This is a genomic window from Niastella yeongjuensis (assembly GCF_900110245.1).
GTDB lineage: Bacteria > Bacteroidota > Bacteroidia > Chitinophagales > Chitinophagaceae > Niastella > Niastella yeongjuensis.
Genome location: NZ_FOCZ01000026.1, coordinates 1 through 25272 on the forward strand (window position 1 = coordinate 1; position 25272 = coordinate 25272).

The following is a 25272-nucleotide window of genomic DNA, read 5'->3' on the forward strand; positions in this document are numbered from 1 at the left end:
GCCCTCCGCCCTCTGCCTTCTGCCTTCTGCCCTCTGCCTTCTGCCCTCTGCCTTCTGCCCTCTGCCTTCTGCCCTCTGCCTTCTGCCTTCTGCCTTCTGCCTTCTGCCCTCTGCCTTCTGCCCTCTGCCCTCTGCCCTCTCTCCACTACTGTCCCCCAATAAGCCCGCCGGCCGCCATAATAACACCCTCAACTATTGCCCCGGTTAAAAGCGCCGCTGTAGCCGCCCCACCTCCGTTGTGCCTCGAAGTAAAAAACTGGTTGCCATGGTCGCCATTCTGCATTATGGCCTGAGGGCCGGCCTTGGCATTCATCATACCTGAAACATAGAACCTATGTTCAAAATACCGCGGTTCGCTTTTTAAGGAACCCACCAGGTAAGTAATATCACTCCTGAACCGAAGCGGTGAAGTAGCCTCGGTAAAAATGGCCGTTTTCACCGGATAACTATACCCTGCTGCCGTGTACGTGGTCTTGAGAAGCTGCTCTCGCGGAATGCTGGTTGAATAACGCTGCGAAAGCACCAGGGGCGTTTTGTTTAACGTACCACGCGGTGAAATATAATCAACGGTTGCCGAACCAGAACCATCCACAACATTTCCATGGGGATCTAACTCAATAGCGGCATAGCTGTACGTGTGGCCATTTACAACCAGGGCCGAACCCCGCCAGTCGATATAAACAGGTTCCATCAATTTGTTCTCAATAAATATGGTCGGTCCTAAATCAGGGCCCATGAAGTTATACACCATTACCAGGGTGTCGTTTTCAAAAACGAGTTCGTTTCTGTCGTTCTTCTCCAATTGGGGACTACTGATAGTAGAATACTGATAACGGTTACAGGAAATACAAAACGGTATGAGTAACAGAACAAGGTGTAAAGATTTCTGCATAACGTTCTTTTAATGAATTAAGGAATACTCAATTAGCAATTCTTAATATCTTAAGTTATAATACTGATCGCCGTGGTTGCCGTTGTTTACCGACATTTCTATCGGTCCACTGCCAGTGTTCATTATTTCTGAAACAAAGAAGCTGCTTTCAAAAGCCAATGGTTTGGTTCCGGTTTCGCCTACCATGTAAGTAATATAACTCCTGAACCGGAGCGGCGAGGTCGCTTCTGTAAACGTCGCCTTCTTAGCCTTTACGGTTACCCCTTCTGAAACCGTATATTTTAATTTATGAAACGCAGAATCCGGAATGCGGCCGTAAAATCCAGACAAACGCATCGGATTTTTGTTGATAATAGCCCGGGGCGGAATGAAATCTATAGTCGACGGCAGAACGGCTGTGGCTTGTAGTTGTCCGTTATTTGCCCCATACCTGTAGGAGTTGCCTTCAACGTTGCCTTCTATTTTCATTGCTGCAGACATATAAGGCCTGGGCTTGTCATCAACAATTATGGCCGACCGTTGCCAGTCGACATAAACGGGAACGCCCATCTTGTTTTGAATGGAAACATGGATCGGTCCCTCGTGTCCGGAAAAATTGTATGTCAACTTCAGGCTATCGTTTTCCACCACAAACTCGTGCCGGTCGTTTTTTACCACATCAGGACTGCTAAGGGTGGCATACTGAAAAGTGGTAGTGCAGGAAACGCAAAAAACTAAGGAGATAACGGTAAGGGGTAAAGATTTCGGCATAACTTTCTTTTTATGGAAAGTTAGCCGAAATCAAAAATTGTATCTGTTAAGGAATGCTCAATTAGCAAATTTCTAATGAATGCACTTATCTGCCACCTGGTTCACCATGTGCCTTCAACTCGCCCCGCAATTACTTAACATAGAGCTGATTTTGAATTACCGCATTATTATAACGTTGTATAACAGCTTTACTATACCGCAACAGGCGATCCTGATCCGGGGAACAGGACTTTTGGTTTAGCAGGTTGTTTTTCAGAGCAGTATCCCCTATTTTATACAAGCAAACCGGTTCATCTTTAACAGGATCGAACCTGAACAGGCAGGTACTGTCAATAAGCTGAAGCCCCTGACTTTTACATACTGCATATTGGGGAGCGGTACTATCGTATATGGAATGCCCAAACGACAAAAAAGGTTTTGAATAAGCCAGGCGGTCGAGAATGGTAGGCACAAGATCTATTTGCTGAACCATTCTTGTGATAGTACGATGAACAGGATCGTTGGGGTCGTAAATAAAGATGGGGATCCGTATCCCATCATGCATGACAAATTTTTTACCAACACCAACAAGCGAATGATCGGCACAAAACACAAACACGGTGTTCTTATACCAGGCAGCGCTTTTTATCTGGTCAAAGAATAATCGCAGGCTGTAATCTACGTAAGTAACAGCCTGCTGAGATGGTTTTTGTCCCGGTACATTGGTAATTCTTCCAATATCGGCCGGTACTGTAAAAGGCGGGTGCGAAGAAATGTTATACAGTACAGCCAGGAAAGGGGTATTTACTCTTTGCAAAATATTGCCGGCAAATGGCAAAAACCGGTGATCGAATATTCCCCAGTTCCCATCGTAATAACGCTCATCATTAAAATCATTTCTGGTGTGCTGCTGATCTATCCCCATCATTTTGCAGAACTTGCCAAACCCGAAGTGATCGTTATTGGCCCCATAAAAAAAATGGGTTGAATAGCCCTGCTCTTTCAGTACAGTGCCGATACCCCGGATCCTGTTTCCGTTGTATATTGACTGGTAATAAGGTTCATCTAACAGGGGTGGCATGCTCCCTATCAAACTCACCATGCCCTGGTTTGAGGTAAAGCCATTGGCATACGCATTACTGCACCAGGTACTATGCGCAATTACGGAATCAAGGAATGGCGTTTTTGCCCGGTAAATACTTCCATCGTCAAGGTATTCCCTGCAAAAACTCTCCAGCATTATAATCACCACATTTTTGCGCTGAAATGGTTCAGCATGCGTATACTGCCGCTTTATTGTGAATATGGTATCGATCGTTTGTGCAGGGAAGTAGTTCTTTATTTTAAGCTGCGTTTGCCGCTTAAAGACCGAATATAAAAAAGTAAGGGATGAATTGGAGGCCAGCGGCTGATAACCTGCATCAATATATAATAAGGGCGTTGATGGCATTATGGGCCTTGTTGCTGTCCCCCGTGCGATCAATACAAAAAACAGCAGGGTTACCAACCCGGCTCCATATTGCCTGTACCAGGGCAGGCGTACCGTATTGGATGTACTTTTCAACAACCTCCTTGCGGTGATCGTCAACAGAAATATAGCAATTACAAATAATATAAAAAGATACCAGTAATCTTTAAAAAACGCCCCTGTGGCATGTATGGAATCGGCCATTACAAATACCAGGTCAACTGTACTTCGGTGGTTATTGAAACTATAATAACCGAGGTCAATAAAGTTGATAGCAATAAACGGAATATTCAGCAACAGGAATAATACTAATGCAACCCTTGTTCGTATGGTAACCGGCAGCGTGTTGTGTAGAAAAAAATAGTAGCCGTAAAAAAGAAGATTAATATAGAACAAAGCCGTAAAGTCGAGCCGCATGCCCCAATAAAAGACACGGACTATATCAGCCCCATGCAACTGACCCTGAAAATGAATAAGACAGAAGCCTGTCCGCATAAAGGTATATAATACCAGCAGGCTCACATATAACAGACAGGCTACTCTTATTCTTTGCATCATGATTATAAATATCCCGGCTTTTAGCCGGGATTTTATTTATCTGCCACCTGGTTCACAATGTGCCCGCAGGTAAGTGGTATATAAAGTGCTCAAATGTACGCGGGTGCCGGCACCTTCGGAAATGCTGTGTGTGCGGTTGGGGTAACTCATAAGCTGGAATTGCTTATTGTTCTTCACCAGTTCATTTATCAACAATTCAGCATTTTGATAATGCACGTTGTCATCACCGGTACCATGAATATATAACAGGTTCCCTTTTAAGTTTTTGGCATGGGTTACAGGCGAGCCTTGCACGTAATCCGCAGCGTTTTCCTGTGGTAAACCCATATAACGTTCCTGGTAAATATTATCATAAGTAAAAATGCTGCCCACTGCTGCTATGGAGATACCGGTCTTGTAGATCTCGGGGAACTGGAACATCAGGTTAAGGGTAGCGGAACCACCCCCACTCCATCCCCATACTGCCGTGCGGGAAGTATCGATGAATGGCCATTTGCAAACTTCTTTGGCGGCCATTGCCTGATCGCGGATGTTTATTTTACCAATATTGCGATAGATCACCTTGCGCCAGGTACGGCCTTTGGGAACGGGTGTTCCGCGGTTGTCGATGGAAATGTAAACATATCCGTCAGCCGCCATATCACCGCGGTACAACCAGGCGCTGGCAGCCCCAAACTGGTCTTTTACATTTTGTCCCCAGGGTTCGGTATACACATAAAATACTACCGGGTATTTTTTGTTGGGATCGAAGTTTTTGGGTTTCACCATCCAGCCGTCCATTTCAATGCCTTCTTCTGTTTTTACTTTGAAGAATTCAACGCCGCTGTTTTTGTCGGCCTTGGCAACGGCATCATTCACTTCATGTCCGCCATTTAACCCTTTATGATCGGGCAAACTGATCATCTCGATCGTAAATGGCGTATAGATGTTTGAAAAAATGTGTTGTGCATAGGTAGCTGTGGGCGACAGGTCATACTCATGTGTACCTTCCTGGTTGGCGGGCGACACTCTTTCCGCCGGGCCTTTACCATTCAGCCTGGTACGGTACAGGTATTTCTGGGTAGCATTGGTGGGCGAAGCCAGAAAATATACATACCCGTTCTTTTCATCGATGGCTGAAATATTCATTACATCGTAATCGCCATTGGTGATCTTTACTTCCTTTTTTCCATCGCGGGTAACGCGGTATAAATGGCGCCAGCCGTCTTTTTCAGAAGCCCAGATAAACTCCTTGCCACCGCTGAGCCAGTCCCAGCCGCCGTAACTGTAATCTTCATCCCATAAAGGCTGAATATCGATCCAGGCAGAATCTTTTTCGGTATAAATAACCTGCGAGGCGCCGGTTTGTGTATTACACAGCATCAGATCGCTCTGGTTTTGATAACGGTTCAGATGCTGAATGATCAGTTCATTGTTATTGGCAGCCCATTCCATGCGCGGCACATAGCTTTGCAATACAGGGTCGGTGGGAATATCCATCCATTGTGTTTTGGCGGAAGCAATATCCACTACGCCAATTTTAAAAGGTGAAGGTGGTTCGCCGGCAATGGGGTATTCAACCGGTACGGCAAAGGGATAAATAGAATCGGTATTATCAATCATCAGATAATCCTTTGTTTTGCGCGCATCTATTTGCCAGTAAGCAATGTGTTTGCTGTCTGGGCTCCAGCGAAAACCATCGCGGCAAAAGAACTCTTCTTCATATACCCAGTCGAAGGTGCCGTTTATGAATTTACGGTTACCATCCATCGTTAGCTGCTGTATATTGCCGGAGGCGAGGTCTTCCACATACAGGTTATACTCGCTTACATAGGCCACTTTTGAGCCATCGGGCGAAAACTTGGCAAACATCAGCGAGGAAGCCGGCCGGTTCTTACCCAGCTTTGTCAGGGCGCCGGTATTGGTATCAAATACAAAGTAATCACCGCGGGTCCTTAAGCGCCAAACCTTTTTGGTATTGGCAAACAGCAGCACCTTTTTTTCGTCGGCGGTAAAACTGAAACTCTGAACGCTGAGGGGCGCCGTTTTACCCTCGGGGGTTAACTGCTTTTTTGAAAGGATCACTGTTTTGGTTTGTTTCGGCAGGGTATATAAACCCAGCTCACCTTCTTCAAACTGGTAATAGCCATTACCGGTTTTATTCCATTTAATGCCCTCCTGGGCAAACAGTACAATGGGTACGAAGGCGGTAACTATAAAAAATAAAAAGATCCTGAATGAATTCGAAGGGGTGACTGACATGTTTGATACATTTTGGGGCAGGAAATTAAGACATTGAACGCAAACTATTGTTACCGAAAATAAAAACCCCGCCCAATTTAACGAGCGGGGTTTTGGTTTAAGTACTCCTGATCTGTAGGTATCCTATTTCAACAATTTTAGCGTCCCCAGTGACCTTCAATCCATACATATCCATGACGGCGGGGTGCCCAATAACCGGGTATATAGTGACGGCCACGGCGGGGTGCAGCCCAATAGCCCTGTTGGTATTCGTAGTGGCCACGACGGGGCCGCCAGTCACCATCTACCCAAACGTGGCGGGGTGTAGGGGCTACGGGACGTACTGCCACTGGTGCGCTTAAACGAGCTCTTACTACTACTTGTGCAGAGGAGGCAACAGAAAATCCAACTACCAGTACTGCTGCTAAAATGATGCGGTTAACATATTTTTTCATACAATGAATTTTTAGTTGTTCTACAATGTGTTTTCTGTTTATTTAGAGCCGTACCAGGAAAGTAAGTTTAATGCTCCGCACTTAGTTGTCATTTCATTAACACATATGCCCCAAATGGTTATACGTTTTGTTAAAAGGGGTGGCATACCCGCATAAAAAAGCCCCTCCAGGTTTTACCGGGAAGGGCTTATATTAAGAGATATGAGAACTCAATTACTCACCTACTTTCACCTTGCCTTTTGACTTGGCGATCACTTCTTCAGCGATGTTGGTAGGTGCAGGAGAATAGTGACTGAACTCCATGGTGCTGGTAGCACGGCCAGATGACAAGCTACGTAATTGTGTTACGTAACCGAACATTTCGCTCAATGGAACTTTGGCTTTAATAACCTGCGCATTACCGCGGGTATCCATACCTTCCAGCATACCACGACGACGGTTTAAGTCACCGGTAACATCACCCATGTATTGATCAGGAGTGATTACTTCCACTTTCATGATTGGTTCCAGCAATACAGGTTGTGCTTTACGGCCAGCCTCACGGAAACCGGCTCTTGCACACAACTCGAACGACATACCGTCAGAGTCAACCTGGTGGTAGCTACCGTCGAAGATGCGCACTTTCACATTCTCAACAGGGAAGCTTGCCAGTACCCCATTGCTCATTGCTGATTCAAAACCTTTTTGAATAGGTTGAATGAACTCACGGGGGATAGATCCACCGAAGATATCATTCACGAACTGGAAGCCTTTATCAGGATTTTCTTTCAGCCACTCTTCATCAGCGGGCCCGATCTCAAACACGATGTCGGCGAATTTACCACGACCACCGGTTTGTTTTTTCAGGGTTTCGCGATGCTCAACAGATTTTCTGAAAGCTTCTTTATAAGCAACCTGGGGAGCACCCTGGTTTACTTCTACTTTAAATTCGCGTCTCATACGATCGATGATGATCTCCAGATGCAGCTCACCCATACCACGCAGGATGGTTTGACCGGTATCTTCATCGGTATTTACACGTAATGTAGGATCTTCTTCAACCAGCTTGGCGATAGCCATACCCATTTTATCAACGTCGGCCTGTGTTTTAGGCTCGATGGCGATGGCGATAACCGGCTCTGGAATGAACATGTTCTCCAGAACGATAGGATGGTTCTCATCGCACAGGGTATCACCGGTTTTGATTTCCTTGAAACCAACCGCAGCACCAATGTCACCAGCTTCGATGAAATCGATGGGGTTTTGTTTGTTGGCAAACATCTTCATGATACGGCTGATACGCTCGTTTTTACCACTGCGCATGTTCTTCACATACGAACCGGCATCGAGGTGGCCGCTGTAACAACGGAAGAAGGCCAAACGACCTACGAATGGATCGGTCATGATCTTGAAGGCCAGGGCTGCGAAAGGCGCTTTAGGATCAGCCTTACGAACTTCTGGTTCCAAAGTATCAGGATTAGTACCTACGATATCATCGATATCAGCAGGTGAAGGCAGGTAGCGGCAAACAGCATCCAGGGCAGTTTGTACACCTTTATTTTTGAATGAAGAACCGCACATCATTGGAACGATGCTCAGATCGATCGTTGCTTTGCGGATAGCTTCGTGCACTTCATCTTCAGAGATGGTATTAGGATCTTCGAAGAATTTCTCCATCAGCTTGTCGTCGTATTCGGCAACAGCTTCAATCAGGTTCTGTCTCCACTCATTTGCTTCTTCAACCATATCTTCCGGTACAGGGATCTCGTCGAAGGTCATACCTTCTGTTTCCATGTGCCAGATGATACCTTTCATTTTGATAAGGTCAACCACGCCTTTGAAATCATCTTCAGCACCGATAGGCAACTGCAGGGGAACAGCTTTTGCACCCAGCATTTCTTTTACCTGTTTAACCACCATCAGGAAGTCGGCACCTGAACGGTCCATTTTGTTAACGAAACCGATACGGGGAACCTTGTAACGGTTAGCCTGGCGCCAAACGGTTTCAGACTGAGGCTCAACCCCGTCAACGGCAGAGAACAGGGCGATCAAACCATCCAGTACACGCATGGAACGCTCTACCTCAATGGTAAAGTCAACGTGGCCCGGAGTATCGATGATATTAAAATAATATTTTTTTGTATTGGCGTCAGCCTTACCCTTTACGGTAGGGAAGTTCCACTGGCAGCTAACAGCAGCAGAAGTAATGGTGATACCTCTTTCTTTCTCCTGCTCCATCCAGTCGGTGGTAGCCGCCCCATCATGCACCTCTCCAATTTTATGGATCATACCGGTATAGCGCAAGATACGCTCCGTAGTAGTTGTTTTACCGGCATCGATGTGTGCCGCAATTCCAAAATTTCTTTGTAATCGTAAGTCTGCCATGACTTTGTTAAATTTTCTTTTTAATGTTCCAGGGAAAAATGCCCTGAAAATGAGCGGGCAAAGGTAAGAAAAATAATCTCGAATTTGGCGTGGGAGAGGGTAAAATTATGCGTCCGGCGGGGGCTAAAAAGAAAGTCCCGCCTTGATCGGCAGGGACTTTCCCGGTGCAGTAACCAAACTGGTAATGGTAAATTAATACAGATAGTTCAATGCGGTGATATCGTTTGCATTAAAGGGGCGATTCTGGCCCGAACCAATACAGGACAGCATCCAGCTGTTGGGGTCAGCGGCGGTAGGCGTACCCGGAATATTGATGGCTCCCACCCCTGCAGATCCTTCATTTACAGCAGATCCGCCACAGCTATAGGCTCTGTTAAAGTAATCGGTATGTCTGAAACCAATACAATGGCCTATTTCATGCGCCAGAATGGAAGCCACGGTGTTATTGGGCTGCCCGGCTACCGCACTGGCATTGAGTATCACCCGGTTATACGGGTTACCGCCACTGGGGAAACCAGATGAAGCCAGAAAACTGCCCGTTCCGCTTACGATCTGAATATTGCCACCGGAAGAAACCCGGGTAAAAGTAATCCTGAGCCCCAGCGCATTGTACCGGCTAATACAGGTATTCAGAGCAGTAGACCAGGTGCTTAACGCAGAAGCCAGACTTACCGTAATATTTCTTGGCAAACCGGTCACCAGGTTGGTGGTACGGTATTGCTCTTCCCCGGCTACCCGTAAAAGAGAAACATCTGCTTTTTCATTCAGATCGGTCTGACTGATACGGATATCTCCCTCCACAATGTAATCGCCGCCATCGGCAAATACATCTTTGTTGCTGAAACCCAGGTTGTAAATTTTAGTAAGCACTTCGTCTGAAACGATTGAAGTAGCATCGCTTTTAACATTTTTGCGGCAGGCAAATAACGTGAGCATGCAGGCTGCCACGACTGCAGTTAACGTGAAAATAGTCTTTCTCATGTGTCTGTAGATTTAAATAGTTGGTATTGATCGTTGGTTACCGCACGTGATACCCAATGAATTTACCAAAATTATCCAGTGACACATGTCCGCAAAATGGCAACCGGGTTGCAGAAGCACCACTATAGCACCACCTTTTTACCCAATTACCCGTAAGGGTCTCCGTTATTGTGGAAAAGTTTTTTCAGGGATTACTAAAATACACTATGCAAGAGAGTTAGTATAAACGAATTAGCATACTTAGTTTAATGTTCAAAGTTTAAAGTTTTAAGCGCAGAAGCTTCAGCATAGAAAGGCCCATTACCCATTACCCACTGCCTACTGCCTTTCATCTCTGCCCTCTGCCTTCTGCCCTTAATACAAATAATTCAAAGCCGTTTTATCATTCGCATTGAATGGCCGGTTTTCACCTGAGCCTATGCACGACAACATAAACGAATTGGGATCGGGATTGGGATTGGTGCCCGGAATAAATACAGCCCCGATGGTGGAAGCACCCTCATTCACGGGTTGACCGTTACAGCTATACGACCGGTCCATATAATCGGTATGACGGAATCCTATGCAATGCCCTATCTCATGCGCCAGAATAGTGGCTACCGTTGCCTGTGGCTGACTGCCTATAGCAGTGTTATTCACTTTTACCTGGTTGTAAGGATCACCGGAAGAAGGAAACCCGGAAGAGGCAAGAAAATTTCCACCACTTTTTACAATGGTAATATCAGCCCGGCCACTAACCCGCTTAAAAGTAATGCGAAGCTTTTCGGCATTATAACGGGCAAGGGCCTGATCCAACGCAGCTACATATGAACCGGGGAGTTTATTGGAAATGCTTACTGAAATCGTTCGCGGCAACCCCGTTACCAGGTTATAGGTGCGATACTGCTCGGCAGTGCCCACCCGTAAAAACTGCATATCGGGTACTGCATCCAGATCGGCATCACTTAATACGATATCTCCTTCTACTACATAATTCCCATCTTCATTAATAGTTACATTCTTATTGCTAAATCCAAGCGCATAAATTTTACTAAGGGCATCATCGGAGGGAGTGGCAGCCTGTTCTTCAGAGGCAACATTTTTACGGCAGGCAAATAACATTACAGTACAGGCAGCCATGGCAGCCATGTTACGGATGTTCTTACTCATAAGTGTTTGATTAAAGATTAAATGGAAAAGAAGATCAAAACATTAAATAGTTTCAAATAGAAGCTAATTCAATTTAATAAAATCCGTAACACATTTCATTTTTTATTAAAGCAACAGTGTTGCAGAAGTATTACATTTACTTATAATTTATTGGCATTTAATGTACCCGTATTAAGAAATTGTTTTCAACTTAGTATGCCCGATAGAGTTAGGCTGTCATTTGTCTGATTAAATATTGATCATTGGTGCATCATCATTCTAAATTTTGTAGATTGTATCATGAAACGAACCGGCCTACTGCTGCTTATCCTTTCATTCACCGTACTTATAGTACAGGCGCAACCTGCCGTTATTCCTATTAATCGCAAACTGTCGCCCCTGTTACAAAACAACCGCAAACTGTTTAGCGATAAAAAAGAACAGGTCTTCTGGATTGTTACTTCCAACATCGATTCTGCCAGAAACTACTTTCGAACCAAACAGCTGCAGGTTCGCATTCTTCAGGAACATGCCGGTGGTCTGCTGGTGGTGTCGGCCAGTGGCCCCCTCATCGATTCCGCAGTGCTGAACCAGCCCTTTGTTCGCTTTGTAGATGTACCCCGTATACCACATGAAGAACTGGCCGTTGGAACATTCGACAACAGCCTTAATACTATCAACCTGGTACATAGCCAGTACCCTGCTTTAAACGGGGCTGGCATGGTGGCCTCGGTAAAGGAAAATAAACCCGACACCACCGACATCGATTTCAAAGGCCGGTATATTTCCACCCCGCAAACCTCCAGCCTCATTGCCTCGCATGCAACCTATATGGCCACCATCATTGCAGGCGGAGAAAATTCATTTTATACCGGCAGTGGCGTAGTGCCGGCAGCGTCTATCGTATCCTCCAATTTTGCTACCCTGTTACCTGATGGCGATAATGTATACAGGCAGTATGGGATTACGGTACAGAATCATTCTTATGGAACCGGCATCGAAAATTATTATGGGGCCGATGCGGCCGCTTATGATGCCAGCATCATCAATAATCCCGGGTTGCTGCATGTTTTTTCCTCGGGCAATTCAGGCAACCTGGTCAGCAACGGCCCGTATGCAGGCATCAGCAGCATGGCCAATCTTACCGGTAGTTTCAAAATGGCCAAGAACATTCTCACAGTAGGCGCCACCGATTCATTTGGCAATGTAGCCTTTCTCAGTTCCCGCGGCCCCGCCTATGACGGGCGCATAAAGCCTGAACTCATAGCCTTTGGCGAAGACGGCACCTCCGGTGCAGCCGCCCATACTTCGGGCACCGTGCTTTTGCTGCAGCAGTACTACAAAGAAAAACATGGCGGGCCCCTGCCCCCTGCTTCCCTGATAAAAGCCCTTTTAGTAAACAGTGCCGATGACCGGGGCAATAAAGGGCCCGATTACCAGTCGGGTTACGGCAGCCTGAACGCCTGGAAGGCTATGCAGACACTGGCAAATGAACAATACTCTTCCGGTTCGGCAGCCCAGGGCGGCACGCAAACACTCACCATCAACGTACCCGCCAATACCCGGCAGCTAAAGGTTACCCTTTGCTGGTTAGACCCCGCCGCCGCCGCCAATGCCCCGAAAGCACTAATAAACGACCTGGATCTGGAATTGGTTGATAACAGCGGGCAGGTCTGGCTTCCCTGGGTGCTAAGTCCCGCCCCCATAATTGATTCCCTGTTAAAACCCGCCGTGCGAAAAAAAGACGACCTGAATACCGTTGAACAGGTCACCATCGACAATCCCATTGCAGGCACCTATGCCATCCGTGTCAGGGGGTTTGCAGTGGCCGGCGGTGGAAGTCAGCCGTACGCTATTGCCTGGCAAACCGAAGCGCCTGATCAGTTTCAATGGCAGTTCCCTACCGCGGTTGACTATGCAAAAAGCGGCGAAGACAACCTGTTGCGTTGGTCTTCTACTTTCAATACCAATGCTGGTTCACTAGAGTACAGTCTCGATAAAGGTGCCAGCTGGCAAACCATCGGGAACACCCCTGCCCTGTCGCAGGGATATGCCTACTGGCACGCCCCCGACACCTGCAGTATCGCCCTGTTACGAATGACCATCAACGGACAGGTATTCACATCCGACACCTTCACTATATCCCCGTTATTGGCTGTTCATGTTGGGTTTAATTGCGCCGATTCTGCCATGCTGTTCTGGGACCGCATTCGCGGCATCGATACCTACCGGGTATTTCGTTTGGGCCAAAAATACCTGGAGCCGGTGATCACTACATCCGATACCAGCCTCATCGTTCGGCAGCCAGGTAATTTTTTGTGGTACACCGTAGCGCCTCTGGTCATGCCCAGCCGCCCTGCCCTTAAAGCGTATACCATCAACTACCAAACACAGGGTGTTGATTGTTACCTGAAGAATTTTCTGGTTGACCTGGATAATGGGAATACCGGTTTGCTGATGGCCGAAATTGGCACCACCCTGAATGTGAAAAGCGTAACGTTTGAGAAGCTCACCAGTAGCGGATACGAGCCTTTGCAAACATTTCAACCCATCACTATACTTTATTACGAATGGGCCGACAAAAACCTCAAAGACGGCGTAAATACCTACCGGGTTAAGATCGAACTCAACAATGGAATGATCATTTACAGTAGTCCCCAAAGCATTTATTACTTCCTCACTACCCGGTATCTTATTTTCCCCAATCCGGTAAAAACTACCAGTTATTTATCGGTGCTTGCCAGGGAGGAACCTGAAAACACCTACCTGCTGCTGTACAACACGCTCGGACAACAGGTATTACAATACCGGTTACAACAAACGGTGGAAATGGTGCCCTTGCATGGACTTACAAGCGGTGTTTATTTTGCAATGATCAAAAAGAATGGAAAGAAGGAGTTTACTACCAAAGTGATGGTGCAGTAGTGAGTAGTGAGTGGTGAGTGGGTCCCCGACTGTTCAGAAGTCTAAATAATAGAGAAGTCGCTACACGTTTGAGTTTCTTCGCTTTTGTTCGAAGATCAAAACAATAGCGAGCTAACTCACAACTCACTACTGACTACTCACCGGAGGACAAGCAAAAAAACCCACCAGAAAACTGGTGGGTATATATGGTAAGATATACTATACGTAAGTTATACGCGGAAGTGAGCAAAAGCCTTGTTGGCTTCAGCCATACGGTGGGTATCTTCTTTCTTTTTGAAAGCACCGCCCTCACCTTTGCTGGCAGCAACGATTTCGTTAGCCAGTTTTTCAGCCATGCTACGACCGTTTCTTTCACGGCTATAGCGGATCAGCCATTTCATGCTGAGAGAAATTTTTCTATCAACACGAACTTCTGCCGGGATCTGGAATGTAGCACCACCAATTCTACGGCTGCGTACTTCTACAGCAGGCGTAACGTTGCTCAGTGCTTTTTTCCATACTTCATACCCATTTTCGCCGGTTGTTTTAGCAACGCGATCCAATGCAGTATAGAATATATTGAAAGCTGTATTCTTTTTACCTTCCCACATGAGGTTGTTGATAAAACGAGTTACCATCAAATCATTGTACCTGGCATCAGGTGCTAAGGGAATTTTTTTGACTTTTGTCTTCCTCATTTATAAAAATTTGTAGAACTGTCTAAATTATTTTTTAGCCTTTTCCTTTTTAGTTCCGTATTTAGAACGGCTTTGTTTACGGTCTTTTACACCCGCAGTATCCAAGCTACCGCGAACGATGTGGTAACGTACACCTGGCAAATCCTTCACACGACCACCGCGCACCAGCACGATTGAGTGCTCTTGCAGGTTGTGTCCTTCACCTGGGATATAGGCGATCACTTCCACTTTATTTGTCAAACGTACTTTGGCCACTTTACGTAAAGCTGAGTTAGGCTTCTTAGGAGTGGTTGTATAAACACGGGTGCACACACCACGGCGGAAGGGGCAGGCGTCTAATGCTCTAGACTTGCTCTTAGCCTTAATAATTTCTCTTCCTTTTCTTACCAATTGTTGTATAGTAGGCATTCTGAACCTTTTGATTTTGGGACGGCAAAGGTAAGCGGTTAAAATTTATAACCAAAAAAATAAGCTTCAATTTTTAAGGTATTGTGTATAACCGGTTAATTTCCTGTAAAACAAGGCAAAAAAATCAACTTTACACGTATTTTTCTCCTGTTTTGAATAGAATTATCCCTATTGGTTGTTTTTTTCCAGGTTCTGAGGTGACTAGATTTCTTTAAACTCTGGAACCGGTCTTGGGCGTGTAAAAAACATTATTATTAAAAATATTTTTTATAATTTTAATTAATCGGCGGCTGAGTCGTAAAAAGCTCCCCAACGACGAAAATGTTACAGGTCTCCACGTGAGGCCTGTTTTTATTTAATGAGGTCGAAGATCCGTTTGCTTATAATCTGTGTAACTGCCAGCCTGTAAAAGACCGAATTGTAAAAAAGCAAAATCTCCTTCAGTTCATTATTTCTTTCGCACCCGGTTTTTAACCCCTCTATTAAACGTTTTTGGGAAATGGATGAAGTAATATCCAGCACCACCCTTACCGATTGTTCACTACCCTCTTTTATTCTATTACCAATTGTATCTGGATTAGAAGATGTTATACATTTAAGATCAGATTCAAGGAAGATGTGTCCACGAGACAAGAACACGTTGCTTCTACTTTAGAGGGCTTGTCAGCACCCTTTATGCAATAAATAAGCTCCCTGAACATTTCCAGATTAAAGGAACGTTCAGAGAGCTTATCGGATGAAATATCTAAACAGGCAGGAGGTTTCAACTTTTCACAATTGAATGGTAAGCAGAATAAATTCTACTACGAGCTCCTAACCTGAATCAATAATTTTTGCCCTGCGGGCTGCTCCTATATCTTAAACATCCAACCGTGGTTGTCGGCAACGCGGCCTTCCCGGATGTCATCCAGGCGGCTTTTAATTTCCGGGGTAACCTTCCACTGGGTGGTGTCGAAAGACATGACAAAATCCTTATACCGCAACTCGCGGATCAGCGACACCGTAGCAGCCGTACCGGTGCCAAACACCTCACGCAGCTCACTTGCCTTATACGCCTCCATAAGCATGTCTACAGAAACGGGTTGTTCTTCTACCTGCAGGCCCATTTCTTCCAGAATGGTCATCACACTGTCGCGGGTAACCCCTGCCAGGATGGTACCAGTGCTCAGATCGGGCGTATAAGCCTTATTACCGATCACAAAGAACACATTCATGGTCCCTATTTCCTGTACGTATTTGTGCTCATATACGTCTGTCCATAAAACCTGGTCATAGCCTTTTTTCCTTGCCTGGGCGGTAACATACATAGAAGAACCATAGTTGCCGGCAGCTTTGGCCTGCCCTACCCCACCGGGTGCGGCACGGGTATATTTCTCTTCCACATAAATACGCATGGGCGCGCTGTAATACGGACCTGTAGGCGCCAGAATGATCATGAATTTGTAGCTTTCTGAAGGCCGTACACCAATCATTTCATCTGAGGAGAACATGAATGGACGAATATACAGGGAGTGGTCGTGCAACGCAGGGATCCAGTTTTTATCCAGTTCCACCAGCTTACGCATCCCTTCTATAAATATGTCTTCAGGCACTTCCGGCATTTCCATGCGGGCAGCTGAAAAATTGAACCGCTTATAATTATCGTAAGGTCTGAAAATGTGAGCTTCACCCGCCTCGTTCTTATAGGCTTTAATACCTTCAAATATCGCCTGACCGTAATGAATGGCTGCCAGGGATGGGCTCATCACCAACGGCTGGTAAGGCCTGATCTCCACGTTCTTCCACTCACCATTTACAAAATCTGCTTCCAACATGTGATCGGTAAAGGTTTTGCCAAAAGGAATATTTTCGAGCGTAACACCCGGCAGGCGGCTGCGCTCAATTTTTGTAACCGGGATACTATAAGCTTCTACCATAATCAGTATTTTTGAGCCGCAAATAAACAAATAAAGTTTCGGGCTGTCAAATAAATTACTAACAATCGTTCGTTAAGCCTACTAAACCAATAGACAGCTATATCTTTGATAAAGAACGCTTTTTAAAAAATGAGCTTGACTAATATAAATTTACCGGGTTTTGTTATTGCCGATCTGTATCGTAATTCATTGATGCAGCCGGAGGTTGCCGCCTCTGGCGGTTCGCCAAAGGCGATGCAGGAGGATAGTCCCCTGCCCCAGCAGGAAAAAGCCTATACTCCCCCTCCAATAATGGAGGAGGCAGGGGGACAACCGGTAAAACAGGAAGAGCCTGTTGTATATAAAACCCTGGGTAACAATAAACAGCAGATCAGTGTAGTGGTAAATTGCCCCAACGACGTTTATGTACCGGAAGCCGATCTGCAGTTCCTGACCAAAATGCTGGGCGCCTGTAAGCTGAACATGGCCGATGTAGCCATTGTAAACTATGCCACCGCTCCCATAGCCATCGACAAACTGAAAGCGCAGCTCCAACCTAAATCTTTGTTATTATTTGGGGTAGAACCGGGTGATATTCAATTACCTATTAGTTTTCCACCGTTTAAGGAACAACCATATGCCGGCACCACCTACCTGTTCACGCCCTCATTGGGCCAGCTGAACCAGGAAACGGAGGAGGCAAAATTGCTGAAGAGGAAGTTGTGGGATTGCCTAAAGCGGATGTTTTTATAAGTTCCTGGGTTTAAAGTTCAAATGCAGACCCAGCAAGACTTAATAACTCACTGACTTATTAACTTTAAACTTTCAACTTTAAACTACTTTACTAAACCGATTGCCGACTACGATTAACTATGCAATTAATATTCGCAACTAATAACCAGCATAAAGTAGATGAAATTCAGGCGGCTATTGGCCAGCACCTGGAAGTGATCCCTTTAAAACAGGCTGGCATCGATATCGACATTCCTGAACCGCACGATACGCTGGAAGCCAATGCTTCAGAAAAATCGCGCACCATTCACCAGTTAACAGGTTTGAGCTGTTTCAGTGAAGATACCGGTTTGGAAGTGGAAGCACTTAATGGCGAACCAGGTGTAAAAAGCGCCCGCTATGCCGGGGAAGACAAAGCTTTTGACAAGAATATCGAAAAGCTCTTGACCAAACTGGGCAATTCGGAGAACCGACGCGCACGGTTCCGCACCGTGATCTCCCTGATCTGGGAAGGTAAGGAATGGCTTTTTGAAGGTATTTGTGAAGGTGATATTACCCGGGAGCAATCGGGTGCCGGCGGATTTGGTTACGACCCGGTTTTTAAACCAGCCGGCAGTGACCGCACCTTTGCCGAAATGACCATGGCAGAAAAAAATACAATCAGTCACCGCAAAAAGGCAGCTGACAAACTTGTATTATTTTTGCAAAATCAGGTAATTACAACACGATAGGAGTAATTTTAATACTTAGATAAAGTTTTTTGGAGCCAAAAAGCAACTATACGATATCTGAATCCGACTTAATAAGAGGATGCATTGCAGGAGACCGGCGTATGCAGGAAGAACTGTATCTCCGTTTCTCTCCCAAAATGTATGCGGTTTGCTTGCGATATGCCAGCAATGTCGAAGACGCGCAGGATCTGCTGCAGGAAGGTTTTATAAAGGTTTACAGAAACTTACACCATTTCAGGGCAGAAGGCTCCTTTGAAGGCTGGATCAGAAGGGTATTTGTAAATACGTCTATCGAACACTTTCGTAAAAAATCGACCAAATTGTCGATGGTTACTGAAAAAGAAGAAGGGACTATTGAAAATACCGACATCTCGGCTCTTGAAAACCTGGCAGAAAAAGACATCATAAAAATTGTTCAGGAATTATCTCCCGGCTACAGAGCAGTGTTTAACCTGTATGTAGTGGAGGGATATTCGCACAAAGAGATCGGTGATATGATGGGGATCAGTGAGGGAACCAGCAAATCACAATTGGCGCGGGCCAAATCAGTTTTACAAAAGAAGATAGCACAATATTTAAGCGACACGCAAAAATCCTATACGCGATAACCCGGTAACCATGGCAACGAAGATAAAACACATATTGAATAACCTCGAAGTACAGCCTCCACCGGGCGTATGGCCCGGCATTGCAGCCAGGCTGAATGCTGAATTTGATGCGGAGGACACCCCGGTTGCTCAAAAAATGTTTGATCTGGCCGTTACTCCGCCGGTAGGATTGTGGTCGACTATTGCCGCTGAACTGGGTAGTGATCGCGAAACAGACGAGGTACGGGTTGCCAGCAAATTAAATGACCTTTCCGTAGCGCCACCCGCTTCGGTTTGGAAAAAGATAGCCGCCTATTTATCAGCAGAACAAACTGCTGCCAAAAAAGAAGGCCGGGTCATTGACCTGCATTCTTCGCGCAGGGCTATTGTGGCCGCCGCTGCCATGGTATTGTTAACCGTTGGCGCCTGGTATTTCCTGGACAAAGCCAATAATACGGCCGATACACCAGGAGTTGCCAGCAAAGCCGCTGCGACCCCTGCCAACAGCAACCATTCTACGGCCCCGGGCAGAACACGCGCTGCAGATACCGAAATCGGTGAGCGTCTTGCACAAAAGCCTATTGCCGCTTTATCGGCTTCCACCGAAGCCGGTCTTATCAACAACCGCTTTACCCGCCGTGGTGCCCGTCGTACTGCTTTTTACGACTATCAGCCCATTGCTACCAGTTATGCCGATGACGTACAGGCGGTTGATTTCAACAATGCCAACTCCCCTGACGTAGAGGCCCCGCTTATCCGCGATGCCAAGGGTCAGGTTATCCTCGATAAAAAACTGGTTACTTCTCCTGACAACTGTTACATCAATGTAACCAGCCCCAATGGAGAGCAAACCCGCATTTCTTCCAAATTCCTGCACATCATCAGCACCCTGAACCAGGAAGCTGAACCACAGGATTACTTCGATTTCATGATGCAGGAGAACAGCCTGTGGAAAGTACGCTTCAGCGAATGGAAAGAAAAGTTCATGAACCAGGCGTCCTTTGTTCCTACAGCTACCAGCTTCACCGACATTCTCGAGCTGAAGGATCTTTTAATAGAAAATGAATAAGGAAGCATTAGAAAGCGGAATAAGAAAGGCAGATAACCACTTATAGCATGGCAAGAATTAAAGTTGAACTCCCTGAACAGTTTGTTTTCTCTACTACCATTCCCGTTCGCATTACCGATCTGAATTATGGCAAACATGTGGGCAATGATACCATCCTGAGCATGATCCATGAAGCCCGGGTGCAATACCTGAAACAATTAGGGTATGGCGAACTGGACCTGGCCGGCGTAGGTGTGATCATGAGCGACGTAGGCATTGAATTCAAAAGCGAATTGTTTTACGGCGATGAAGTGATTGCTTCCGTAGCAGCAGGTGATATTACCAAAGTCTCCTTCGATCTCTATTACAAACTCGAAAAGCGTTCCGGCAATACCACACAATTAGTAGCCGTAGCCAAAACCGGTATGGTTTGCTATGATTATGCAAAAAAGAAAGTTGCGGCTATCCCCACCGAAGTGGCTGAAAAGCTGAAAAGCTGAAAGGCAGTAGGCAGTAGGAAAATGGCAGAGGACAGAAGGCAAAGATGTAATTGGACTGGAAAGCTTTAAACTTTCAACTTTCAACTTTAAACTTTAAACTTAGAACTTTAAACATACAAACTCAATAACCCACAAACCTAAAAACTCAGGCATTCCAGATCCTCCAACTCTCTTCCGCCTGAATAATAAGCATATCATGCCCATTCTTGATAGCAGCCCCTTGCTCCTCCCCTTTTTGTAAGAATAATGTTTTAGCGGGATTGTACACCAGGTCGAACAAATAATGGCTGGAAGTAAGCGCCTGGTATGGCAATGGCGGGCATTCATCGATGTTGGGATACATACCCAGCGGACTGGTATTGATGATCACCTCGTGTTCCTTTATTACTGCTTCATCAACCTGTTGGTATGACAACTGACGGGTAGTTCCCGGCGTGCGTGACACTTCATAAAACTCAATTCCCAGCTTGTTCAGTACAAAATGCACGGCTTTGGCAGCGCCGCCGGTGCCCAGCACCAGCGCCTTTTTATGATGTGGTTGCAGTAAAGGTCTTAACGATTCTTCAAAACCAACCACATCGGTATTATGACCGGTTAGCTCACCGTTCTCAATTCTGATGCAGTTACAGGCGCCAATGGTTTTTACCACCTCGCTTTGTGCCGTAAGGAAGGGAATAACTTTCTCTTTGTAGGGAATGGTAACATTCAGACCATGCAGATCGGTCTGTGTTTGAATAAGCGCAGCAAACTCATCAATAGAAGCCAGCGGGAAATTATCATACACGCAACCGGTGATCCCTTCCCGCTGGAACTTTTCTGTAAAATATTTCTGAGAAAATGAATGGCTTAACGGATAGCCAATCAAGCCATACTTTTTCATAACGAATTCGTTTTAACTGATGCCTCTGAGATCTTAAGTATAATAGTGAGTGGTCAGTTGTCAGTGGTGAGTGGGCTCCCAATTGCTCGGAAGTCTGAATTATCGCGAGATCTCACTCACAACTCACTACTCACAACTCACGATTAGTGCTGTCCGTTTCCGTTCAGGAACAAATTGAACGTATCGCCACGCAAACCAATACGCATGGTTTCCAAAGGAATTACTTCAGTAGGCGCAATGTTACCCAGGTTTACGTTACAGCCCAACAGCTCAATAAAGTACAGCTGCTGTGCTTTTTGAGGCGCTTCCCACAGGATCTTTTCGCCAGGTATCTGGGTTAAGATCTCCTGTACCAGGCCTTCCCGTACTTCACCAGAGCCCCGGTAAATACCTACGTTACCAGCTTCGCGGGCTTCGGCAATTACGTAGGAAGAACCGGCTTTCAGCTCGGCACTCATCAACTCGATCCATTTATAAGGGGGGATAATATGAGCAGCATCTTTACTTCCCACTTCACTAAGTACGGTACCATGTTTGGCCAGCTTTTCAATATACCCGCATTTTTCCGCATGGGGAATATTGATAGAGCCGTCACTTACTTCCATATAGGAAATACCATACTCTTTACAAACACTGATGTAATCATTGAACTGGTTACGGATCAGGAACGCCTCAAACAAAGTGCCGCCAAAATAAACGGGAATGTCATACGATTTGTAAACTTCAATCTTTTCACGCAGGTTGGGTGTTACGAATGAAGTGCCAAAGCCGAGCTTAACAATATCGATGTGCGGGTGTCCCACGCTCATCATATTTTGCGCTTCCGGAATGCTGAGGCCCTTATCCATTACCATGGTAATACCGCTGTTGCGTGGTTTCTTAATCCTGTCGGGGATCTGTGTGAGGTTAAAATTCATTCCTAGTTTTTTTGTGCAACAATTTTTAAAGCCGCCGCAAAAATAATGGAAAACATCATACAAGCGATATGGTTAAAATCATATGCACAAACCATTTCGCTAATCACATTAGCTAATGATAAGAAGACTGTTAAATTGAAATTAAAACGCCGGCGCTATGCAATAACCAGCCAGGTAGACTAATAATTTGACCTGTCAGTTTATCCTAAGGGTTTGCACTGGCAGGTCTGTTGTTATTAAAACGGGCGTATTAATTCTTTTTCTTATGATGGGCTATTACATCCATAACCAGCGGATGCCGCAATATAGCGGGATTCAGGTGTATCAGCTTTTTCAACAATTTGGGCGAAGCCATCAATGCTGATTCCAGCTGCAACAGGCCCTCCTTGGTTTTACCCAATGCCAGGTAAATGGCGCTGATGTAGTATAAGAATATGGGTTTAGATTCGGTGATCTTTAAAGCTGCCTTCGCCTGTTCAAGGGCTTCTTCATAAAATTCGCCCTGGTATAAACAGCGGATAAGCGCTTCCCAGCTTGAGATATTACGCGGCCGTTGCCGAACCACATTAGAAAAATACTGTATAGCTTCTTTATAATCGCCCAGCTGCATTTTACATTCACCCATGGCCAGGTTGTACTCCGGCTGCAGGCGGTGGATCTGCATGGCGCTTTCCAGCTGTTTTACGGCCATCGACCACTGTTCTTCGTTGATATAGGTACAGGCTATTTTGTAATACAGCTTGCTGTCGCCCTGGTTCAAATGCGAAGCCTTGCGATAATAGAACCTTGCCTGTGCAAAATTCTTCATGCGGTCGTAGCAGTGTCCTATAGCCTCATAAATCACATCTTCGGGCCTCGACAACTCCAACACCTTTTCCAGTACTTCAATGGCGTCTTTGTACTTACGTAACCGAATAAAGGCATCGCCCATATTACGGTAGGCATAATCGAACTTTTCGTCGATGGCAACCGCGTACTTATAGGCATCGATGGCCTTTTCGTAAAGTTTTAACCCCTGAAAGCCTGCTGCCAGGTTAAACCAGGCCAGCTCGCTGTAGGGGTTTTCTTCTATGATCTGCTGATGCAGCGTAATGCTTTCTTCATTGCGGCCGGTAAAATCGGTCCAGAAGCAGATCTTGTACAATGCTTCTTCGTTGGCTGGTTCCTGTTCAAGGATCAGCTTGAGGCAGTCGAAGATCTTGTCGAATTCTTCGTAGTCATCATACACGTCGGCCAGCTCAAACAACAACTCTATGCGTTCCTGGCCTTCGAACAACTGGAGGGCATTTTCAAGCAGTTCCACTGCTTTCTCCTGCTGGTCCAGCGCCAGGTAAACGTCTGTTTTAAGAATATACAGGTTGATATCGTTGCTATCGAGTAATTCGGCGTGATTGAGTATTTCCAGGGCCTCGTTATAGTGCCTGGTGGCTATCAGGAGGTCAGCTTTTTTAATAAGCAATGCCGATGAATACGGATATTGTTCAATACCCATTTCAGCAGCTTCCAGCGCTTGCGGCAGGTCTTCTACGTCATCAAAATAGTCAATGATCTTTTCAAAGGCCTCTTCTTCCAAAAAGGAATTTCCCCGCCCCGCTTTCAGATTCTGGAACTGCTTAACTAACTCTCTGATTTCTTCATTATCCTGACGAAACGGATTTTCTCTCATTTATTTAAATAGTAGGTTAATGTAAAATAGGATTTTCATAAATGGTTACCAATTTTAATTTCTGACACCTGTCAACACGATCAACTGGGGTGAATTTAGCATAAAAACCGCTCTTTTTATCCCCATTTAACCCGCGCATTTGTCAATGGTTCATCAATGATCAAAGACTGTATAGTGTTTGAATTACAATTGTTTACAAATACCAATCAAATAATTGTGAAAATCCCAACCCTTTTGTTATGAAATCCGTAACATTTAGGTATCTCATACGTTAAGAGAAGTATAAACTTTAATCCGGAGGGTTAAAGAAAACCAAATATTTTTTTATATTTTTGTAGTCAATATGCAAGCAAACTTTACGCTAAAACTTAACCACATGCTTAAAAAGACCATCATCAGTTGTGCGATGATCGGGGCATTTGCGCTTGCGCTGGCCAGCAGCGGAGGTGGTGACAAAAAGAAGGCGGAGTCGCTTCGCAAACCCGATTTTACTCCTATCAGAACCACAAATGGCTTTACCCTGAAAGCCGGTCCTTCCTATACTGGAAGCCACACTTTCTACAGTGTTCGCACCAACAACGTAATCACCTGCAACACCGTGGTGACTTATCAGCAAGGCAATAAGGTATTCATTTTACCTTATAAAAGCAGCAGCCGGGTCAACATCAATGTAACCCCTGATAAATCAACTTATCAACACAACAACCTGAACGCTTTCGATCTGAAGTTCCGCTTACGTAAATAAGCCGGAAACTTCCAGCTTAATTACTTGCGTTCAATTTTTTACTATCCTCATACGTTATTTCGCGGTAGCCTGATGTAGGTATATCGAATTTAGAAGCCGGTACCGGGTTCATATTGATCTTTGATACCGTGTATTTGATGGTCAGTTTTCCCTGCACCAATTCATACTCCAGCGGCAGCCCGTTCAGGTTCTTGAACATGTACTCATAGTCCTTGTTCTCTGGAACGATATCGGCGGTGTAGTATACGGTAAAAGTAGATCCGTCAGGAAACGTAGCTACGGCCTTAATACAATTATAACCTGCAATAGATTTGGTATCGCTGGTATTGGCAAAAGTAATCCCGTCGTAGCGTTTATTGGTCTCCGCCCAGTTCTCACTGGTCATCCTGGTCAGCAGTTTCTGTCCGCTCACTTCTTTCAACACCACTGTGGTCCCCGACTTGGAGTCGTGAATAGCAGCCGAAGAAAACAAGGCGCTGGCTATTTCGGCCCGGCTCATGTTTCCCTTTATATAGATTGTTTTAATATGTCCATCAAAGGCATCGGCCAGTTTGGGCTCCTTGCTTCCGCTTGAAATACTGGCATCGTACGTAAGGGTAAGCTCGTTTACCTTACGCTGTGCCTGGGCCGCCAATTGCATCCCCAAAACACTCACTAACAGTATTGCAATATTCTTTTTCATAATCTACGGTTGTAATAATAATCTAGATGGGGATAAGGTAATAATAGTTGCTGCGTAAAATACAAAGACCGGTTAATTTTAAAA

22 protein-coding genes are annotated in these 25272 nt (G+C 45.5%); 7 read left to right on the forward strand and 15 right to left on the reverse strand.

Features of this window, described 5'->3' with window-relative positions; translation table 11 throughout:
* Window positions 1-145 precede the first annotated feature (145 nt).
* From BMX95_RS33640 to BMX95_RS33675, 8 genes are all read right to left on the reverse strand, one after another.
* A complete protein-coding gene (locus tag BMX95_RS33640; RefSeq protein ID WP_081198352.1) occupies window positions 146-892 on the reverse strand; it encodes a hypothetical protein in 747 nt (248 codons plus the stop codon).
* A gap of 42 nt (window positions 893-934) precedes the next feature.
* Complete coding sequence (locus tag BMX95_RS33645; RefSeq protein ID WP_081198351.1) at window positions 935-1642, reverse strand: hypothetical protein; 708 nt, start codon at window positions 1640-1642, stop codon at window positions 935-937.
* 130 nt (window positions 1643-1772) lie between these two features.
* Entirely contained in the window at window positions 1773-3647 is a 1875-nt protein-coding gene (locus tag BMX95_RS33650; RefSeq protein WP_081198350.1) for an LTA synthase family protein, read from the reverse strand.
* A 36-nt stretch (window positions 3648-3683) separates the two neighbouring features.
* The gene (locus BMX95_RS33655; protein WP_081198349.1) at window positions 3684-5888 is read right to left on the reverse strand and encodes a S9 family peptidase; all 2205 of its coding nucleotides are present in this window, start codon (window positions 5886-5888) and stop codon (window positions 3684-3686) included.
* A 137-nt stretch (window positions 5889-6025) separates the two neighbouring features.
* Window positions 6026-6322, reverse strand: coding sequence for a YXWGXW repeat-containing protein (locus BMX95_RS33660; RefSeq protein WP_081198348.1), 297 nt, complete (start codon window positions 6320-6322; stop codon window positions 6026-6028).
* 213 nt (window positions 6323-6535) lie between these two features.
* Window positions 6536-8686, reverse strand: coding sequence for an elongation factor G (gene fusA / locus BMX95_RS33665; RefSeq protein WP_081198347.1), 2151 nt, complete (start codon window positions 8684-8686; stop codon window positions 6536-6538).
* 192 nt (window positions 8687-8878) lie between these two features.
* A complete protein-coding gene (locus BMX95_RS33670; RefSeq protein WP_081198346.1) occupies window positions 8879-9667 on the reverse strand; it encodes a M57 family metalloprotease in 789 nt (262 codons plus the stop codon).
* Window positions 9668-10021: 354 nt separating this feature from the next.
* Complete coding sequence (locus BMX95_RS33675; protein WP_081198345.1) at window positions 10022-10816, reverse strand: M57 family metalloprotease; 795 nt, start codon at window positions 10814-10816, stop codon at window positions 10022-10024.
* Between the two features lie 279 nt (window positions 10817-11095).
* Between BMX95_RS33675 and BMX95_RS33680 the strand changes: the two genes are divergently transcribed.
* Window positions 11096-13720 (forward strand): S8 family serine peptidase, encoded by a 2625-nt coding sequence (locus BMX95_RS33680; RefSeq protein WP_081198344.1) that lies wholly within the window; start codon window positions 11096-11098, stop codon window positions 13718-13720.
* Between the two features lie 209 nt (window positions 13721-13929).
* Here the strand turns inward: BMX95_RS33680 and rpsG are convergent, their stop codons facing one another.
* The 3 genes from rpsG to BMX95_RS33695 all read right to left on the reverse strand — a co-directional run bounded on the left by rpsG (window position 13930) and on the right by BMX95_RS33695 (window position 16721).
* Window positions 13930-14397: a 30S ribosomal protein S7 gene (gene rpsG / locus BMX95_RS33685; protein ID WP_081198343.1), complete on the reverse strand. Its 468-nt coding sequence runs from the start codon at window positions 14395-14397 to the stop codon at window positions 13930-13932.
* Between the two features lie 27 nt (window positions 14398-14424).
* Window positions 14425-14805 carry a 30S ribosomal protein S12 gene (gene rpsL / locus BMX95_RS33690; RefSeq protein ID WP_081198342.1) on the reverse strand — a complete coding sequence of 127 codons (381 nt, stop codon included), beginning with the start codon at window positions 14803-14805 and terminating at the stop codon, window positions 14425-14427.
* An 851-nt stretch (window positions 14806-15656) separates the two neighbouring features.
* Window positions 15657-16721 carry a branched-chain amino acid aminotransferase gene (locus BMX95_RS33695; RefSeq protein WP_081198341.1) on the reverse strand — a complete coding sequence of 355 codons (1065 nt, stop codon included), beginning with the start codon at window positions 16719-16721 and terminating at the stop codon, window positions 15657-15659.
* A gap of 135 nt (window positions 16722-16856) precedes the next feature.
* Here BMX95_RS33695 and BMX95_RS33700 point away from each other — a divergent pair, with 135 nt between their 5' ends.
* The 5 genes from BMX95_RS33700 (at window position 16857) to BMX95_RS33720 (ending at window position 20298) form a co-directional block, all read left to right on the forward strand.
* Window positions 16857-17453 carry a hypothetical protein gene (locus tag BMX95_RS33700; RefSeq protein ID WP_133053871.1) on the forward strand — a complete coding sequence of 199 codons (597 nt, stop codon included), beginning with the start codon at window positions 16857-16859 and terminating at the stop codon, window positions 17451-17453.
* A 119-nt stretch (window positions 17454-17572) separates the two neighbouring features.
* Window positions 17573-18163 carry an RdgB/HAM1 family non-canonical purine NTP pyrophosphatase gene (rdgB, locus tag BMX95_RS33705; protein WP_081198339.1) on the forward strand — a complete coding sequence of 197 codons (591 nt, stop codon included), beginning with the start codon at window positions 17573-17575 and terminating at the stop codon, window positions 18161-18163.
* A 101-nt stretch (window positions 18164-18264) separates the two neighbouring features.
* Window positions 18265-18771 (forward strand): RNA polymerase sigma factor, encoded by a 507-nt coding sequence (locus BMX95_RS33710; protein ID WP_242673029.1) that lies wholly within the window; start codon window positions 18265-18267, stop codon window positions 18769-18771.
* Window positions 18772-18781: 10 nt separating this feature from the next.
* Window positions 18782-19819, forward strand: coding sequence for a hypothetical protein (locus BMX95_RS33715; protein ID WP_081198337.1), 1038 nt, complete (start codon window positions 18782-18784; stop codon window positions 19817-19819).
* Between the two features lie 47 nt (window positions 19820-19866).
* Window positions 19867-20298: an acyl-CoA thioesterase gene (locus tag BMX95_RS33720; protein WP_081198336.1), complete on the forward strand. Its 432-nt coding sequence runs from the start codon at window positions 19867-19869 to the stop codon at window positions 20296-20298.
* A gap of 145 nt (window positions 20299-20443) precedes the next feature.
* Here BMX95_RS33720 and BMX95_RS33725 read toward each other — a convergent pair whose 3' ends face one another.
* The 3 genes from BMX95_RS33725 to BMX95_RS33735 form a co-directional block, all read right to left on the reverse strand.
* Window positions 20444-21178 carry a shikimate dehydrogenase family protein gene (locus BMX95_RS33725; RefSeq protein WP_081198335.1) on the reverse strand — a complete coding sequence of 245 codons (735 nt, stop codon included), beginning with the start codon at window positions 21176-21178 and terminating at the stop codon, window positions 20444-20446.
* Between the two features lie 143 nt (window positions 21179-21321).
* Entirely contained in the window at window positions 21322-22095 is a 774-nt protein-coding gene (locus BMX95_RS33730) for a phosphosulfolactate synthase (protein ID WP_081198334.1), read from the reverse strand.
* A gap of 250 nt (window positions 22096-22345) precedes the next feature.
* A complete protein-coding gene (locus BMX95_RS33735) occupies window positions 22346-23761 on the reverse strand; it encodes a tetratricopeptide repeat protein (protein WP_081198333.1) in 1416 nt (471 codons plus the stop codon).
* A 376-nt stretch (window positions 23762-24137) separates the two neighbouring features.
* Here BMX95_RS33735 and BMX95_RS33740 point away from each other — a divergent pair, with 376 nt between their 5' ends.
* Window positions 24138-24506, forward strand: a complete 369-nt coding sequence (locus BMX95_RS33740; RefSeq protein WP_081198332.1) for a hypothetical protein — start codon at window positions 24138-24140, stop codon at window positions 24504-24506.
* A 16-nt stretch (window positions 24507-24522) separates the two neighbouring features.
* Here the strand turns inward: BMX95_RS33740 and BMX95_RS33745 are convergent, their stop codons facing one another.
* Complete coding sequence (locus tag BMX95_RS33745) at window positions 24523-25188, reverse strand: hypothetical protein (protein WP_081198331.1); 666 nt, start codon at window positions 25186-25188, stop codon at window positions 24523-24525.
* Window positions 25189-25272 lie beyond the last annotated feature (84 nt).

Bases quoted from the DNA above. Each gene is read 5' to 3' on its own strand.
- BMX95_RS33640 (WP_081198352.1), bottom strand. From the start codon at position 892: ATGCAGAAATCTTTACACCTTGTTCTGTTACTCATACCGTTTTGTATT.
- BMX95_RS33645 (WP_081198351.1), bottom strand. From the start codon at position 1,642: ATGCCGAAATCTTTACCCCTTACCGTTATCTCCTTAGTTTTTTGCGTT.
- BMX95_RS33650 (WP_081198350.1), bottom strand. From the start codon at position 3,647: ATGATGCAAAGAATAAGAGTAGCCTGTCTGTTATATGTGAGCCTGCTG.
- BMX95_RS33655 (WP_081198349.1), bottom strand. From the start codon at position 5,888: ATGTCAGTCACCCCTTCGAATTCATTCAGGATCTTTTTATTTTTTATA.
- BMX95_RS33660 (WP_081198348.1), bottom strand. From the start codon at position 6,322: ATGAAAAAATATGTTAACCGCATCATTTTAGCAGCAGTACTGGTAGTT.
- fusA (WP_081198347.1), bottom strand. From the start codon at position 8,686: ATGGCAGACTTACGATTACAAAGAAATTTTGGAATTGCGGCACACATC.
- BMX95_RS33670 (WP_081198346.1), bottom strand. From the start codon at position 9,667: ATGAGAAAGACTATTTTCACGTTAACTGCAGTCGTGGCAGCCTGCATG.
- BMX95_RS33675 (WP_081198345.1), bottom strand. From the start codon at position 10,816: ATGAGTAAGAACATCCGTAACATGGCTGCCATGGCTGCCTGTACTGTA.
- BMX95_RS33680 (WP_081198344.1), top strand. From the start codon at position 11,096: ATGAAACGAACCGGCCTACTGCTGCTTATCCTTTCATTCACCGTACTT.
- rpsG (WP_081198343.1), bottom strand. From the start codon at position 14,397: ATGAGGAAGACAAAAGTCAAAAAAATTCCCTTAGCACCTGATGCCAGG.
- rpsL (WP_081198342.1), bottom strand. From the start codon at position 14,805: ATGCCTACTATACAACAATTGGTAAGAAAAGGAAGAGAAATTATTAAG.
- BMX95_RS33695 (WP_081198341.1), bottom strand. From the start codon at position 16,721: ATGGTAGAAGCTTATAGTATCCCGGTTACAAAAATTGAGCGCAGCCGC.
- rdgB (WP_081198339.1), top strand. From the start codon at position 17,573: ATGCAATTAATATTCGCAACTAATAACCAGCATAAAGTAGATGAAATT.
- BMX95_RS33710 (WP_242673029.1), top strand. From the start codon at position 18,265: ATGCAGGAAGAACTGTATCTCCGTTTCTCTCCCAAAATGTATGCGGTT.
- BMX95_RS33715 (WP_081198337.1), top strand. From the start codon at position 18,782: ATGGCAACGAAGATAAAACACATATTGAATAACCTCGAAGTACAGCCT.
- BMX95_RS33720 (WP_081198336.1), top strand. From the start codon at position 19,867: ATGGCAAGAATTAAAGTTGAACTCCCTGAACAGTTTGTTTTCTCTACT.
- BMX95_RS33725 (WP_081198335.1), bottom strand. From the start codon at position 21,178: ATGAAAAAGTATGGCTTGATTGGCTATCCGTTAAGCCATTCATTTTCT.
- BMX95_RS33730 (WP_081198334.1), bottom strand. From the start codon at position 22,095: ATGAATTTTAACCTCACACAGATCCCCGACAGGATTAAGAAACCACGC.
- BMX95_RS33735 (WP_081198333.1), bottom strand. From the start codon at position 23,761: ATGAGAGAAAATCCGTTTCGTCAGGATAATGAAGAAATCAGAGAGTTA.
- BMX95_RS33740 (WP_081198332.1), top strand. From the start codon at position 24,138: ATGCTTAAAAAGACCATCATCAGTTGTGCGATGATCGGGGCATTTGCG.
- BMX95_RS33745 (WP_081198331.1), bottom strand. From the start codon at position 25,188: ATGAAAAAGAATATTGCAATACTGTTAGTGAGTGTTTTGGGGATGCAA.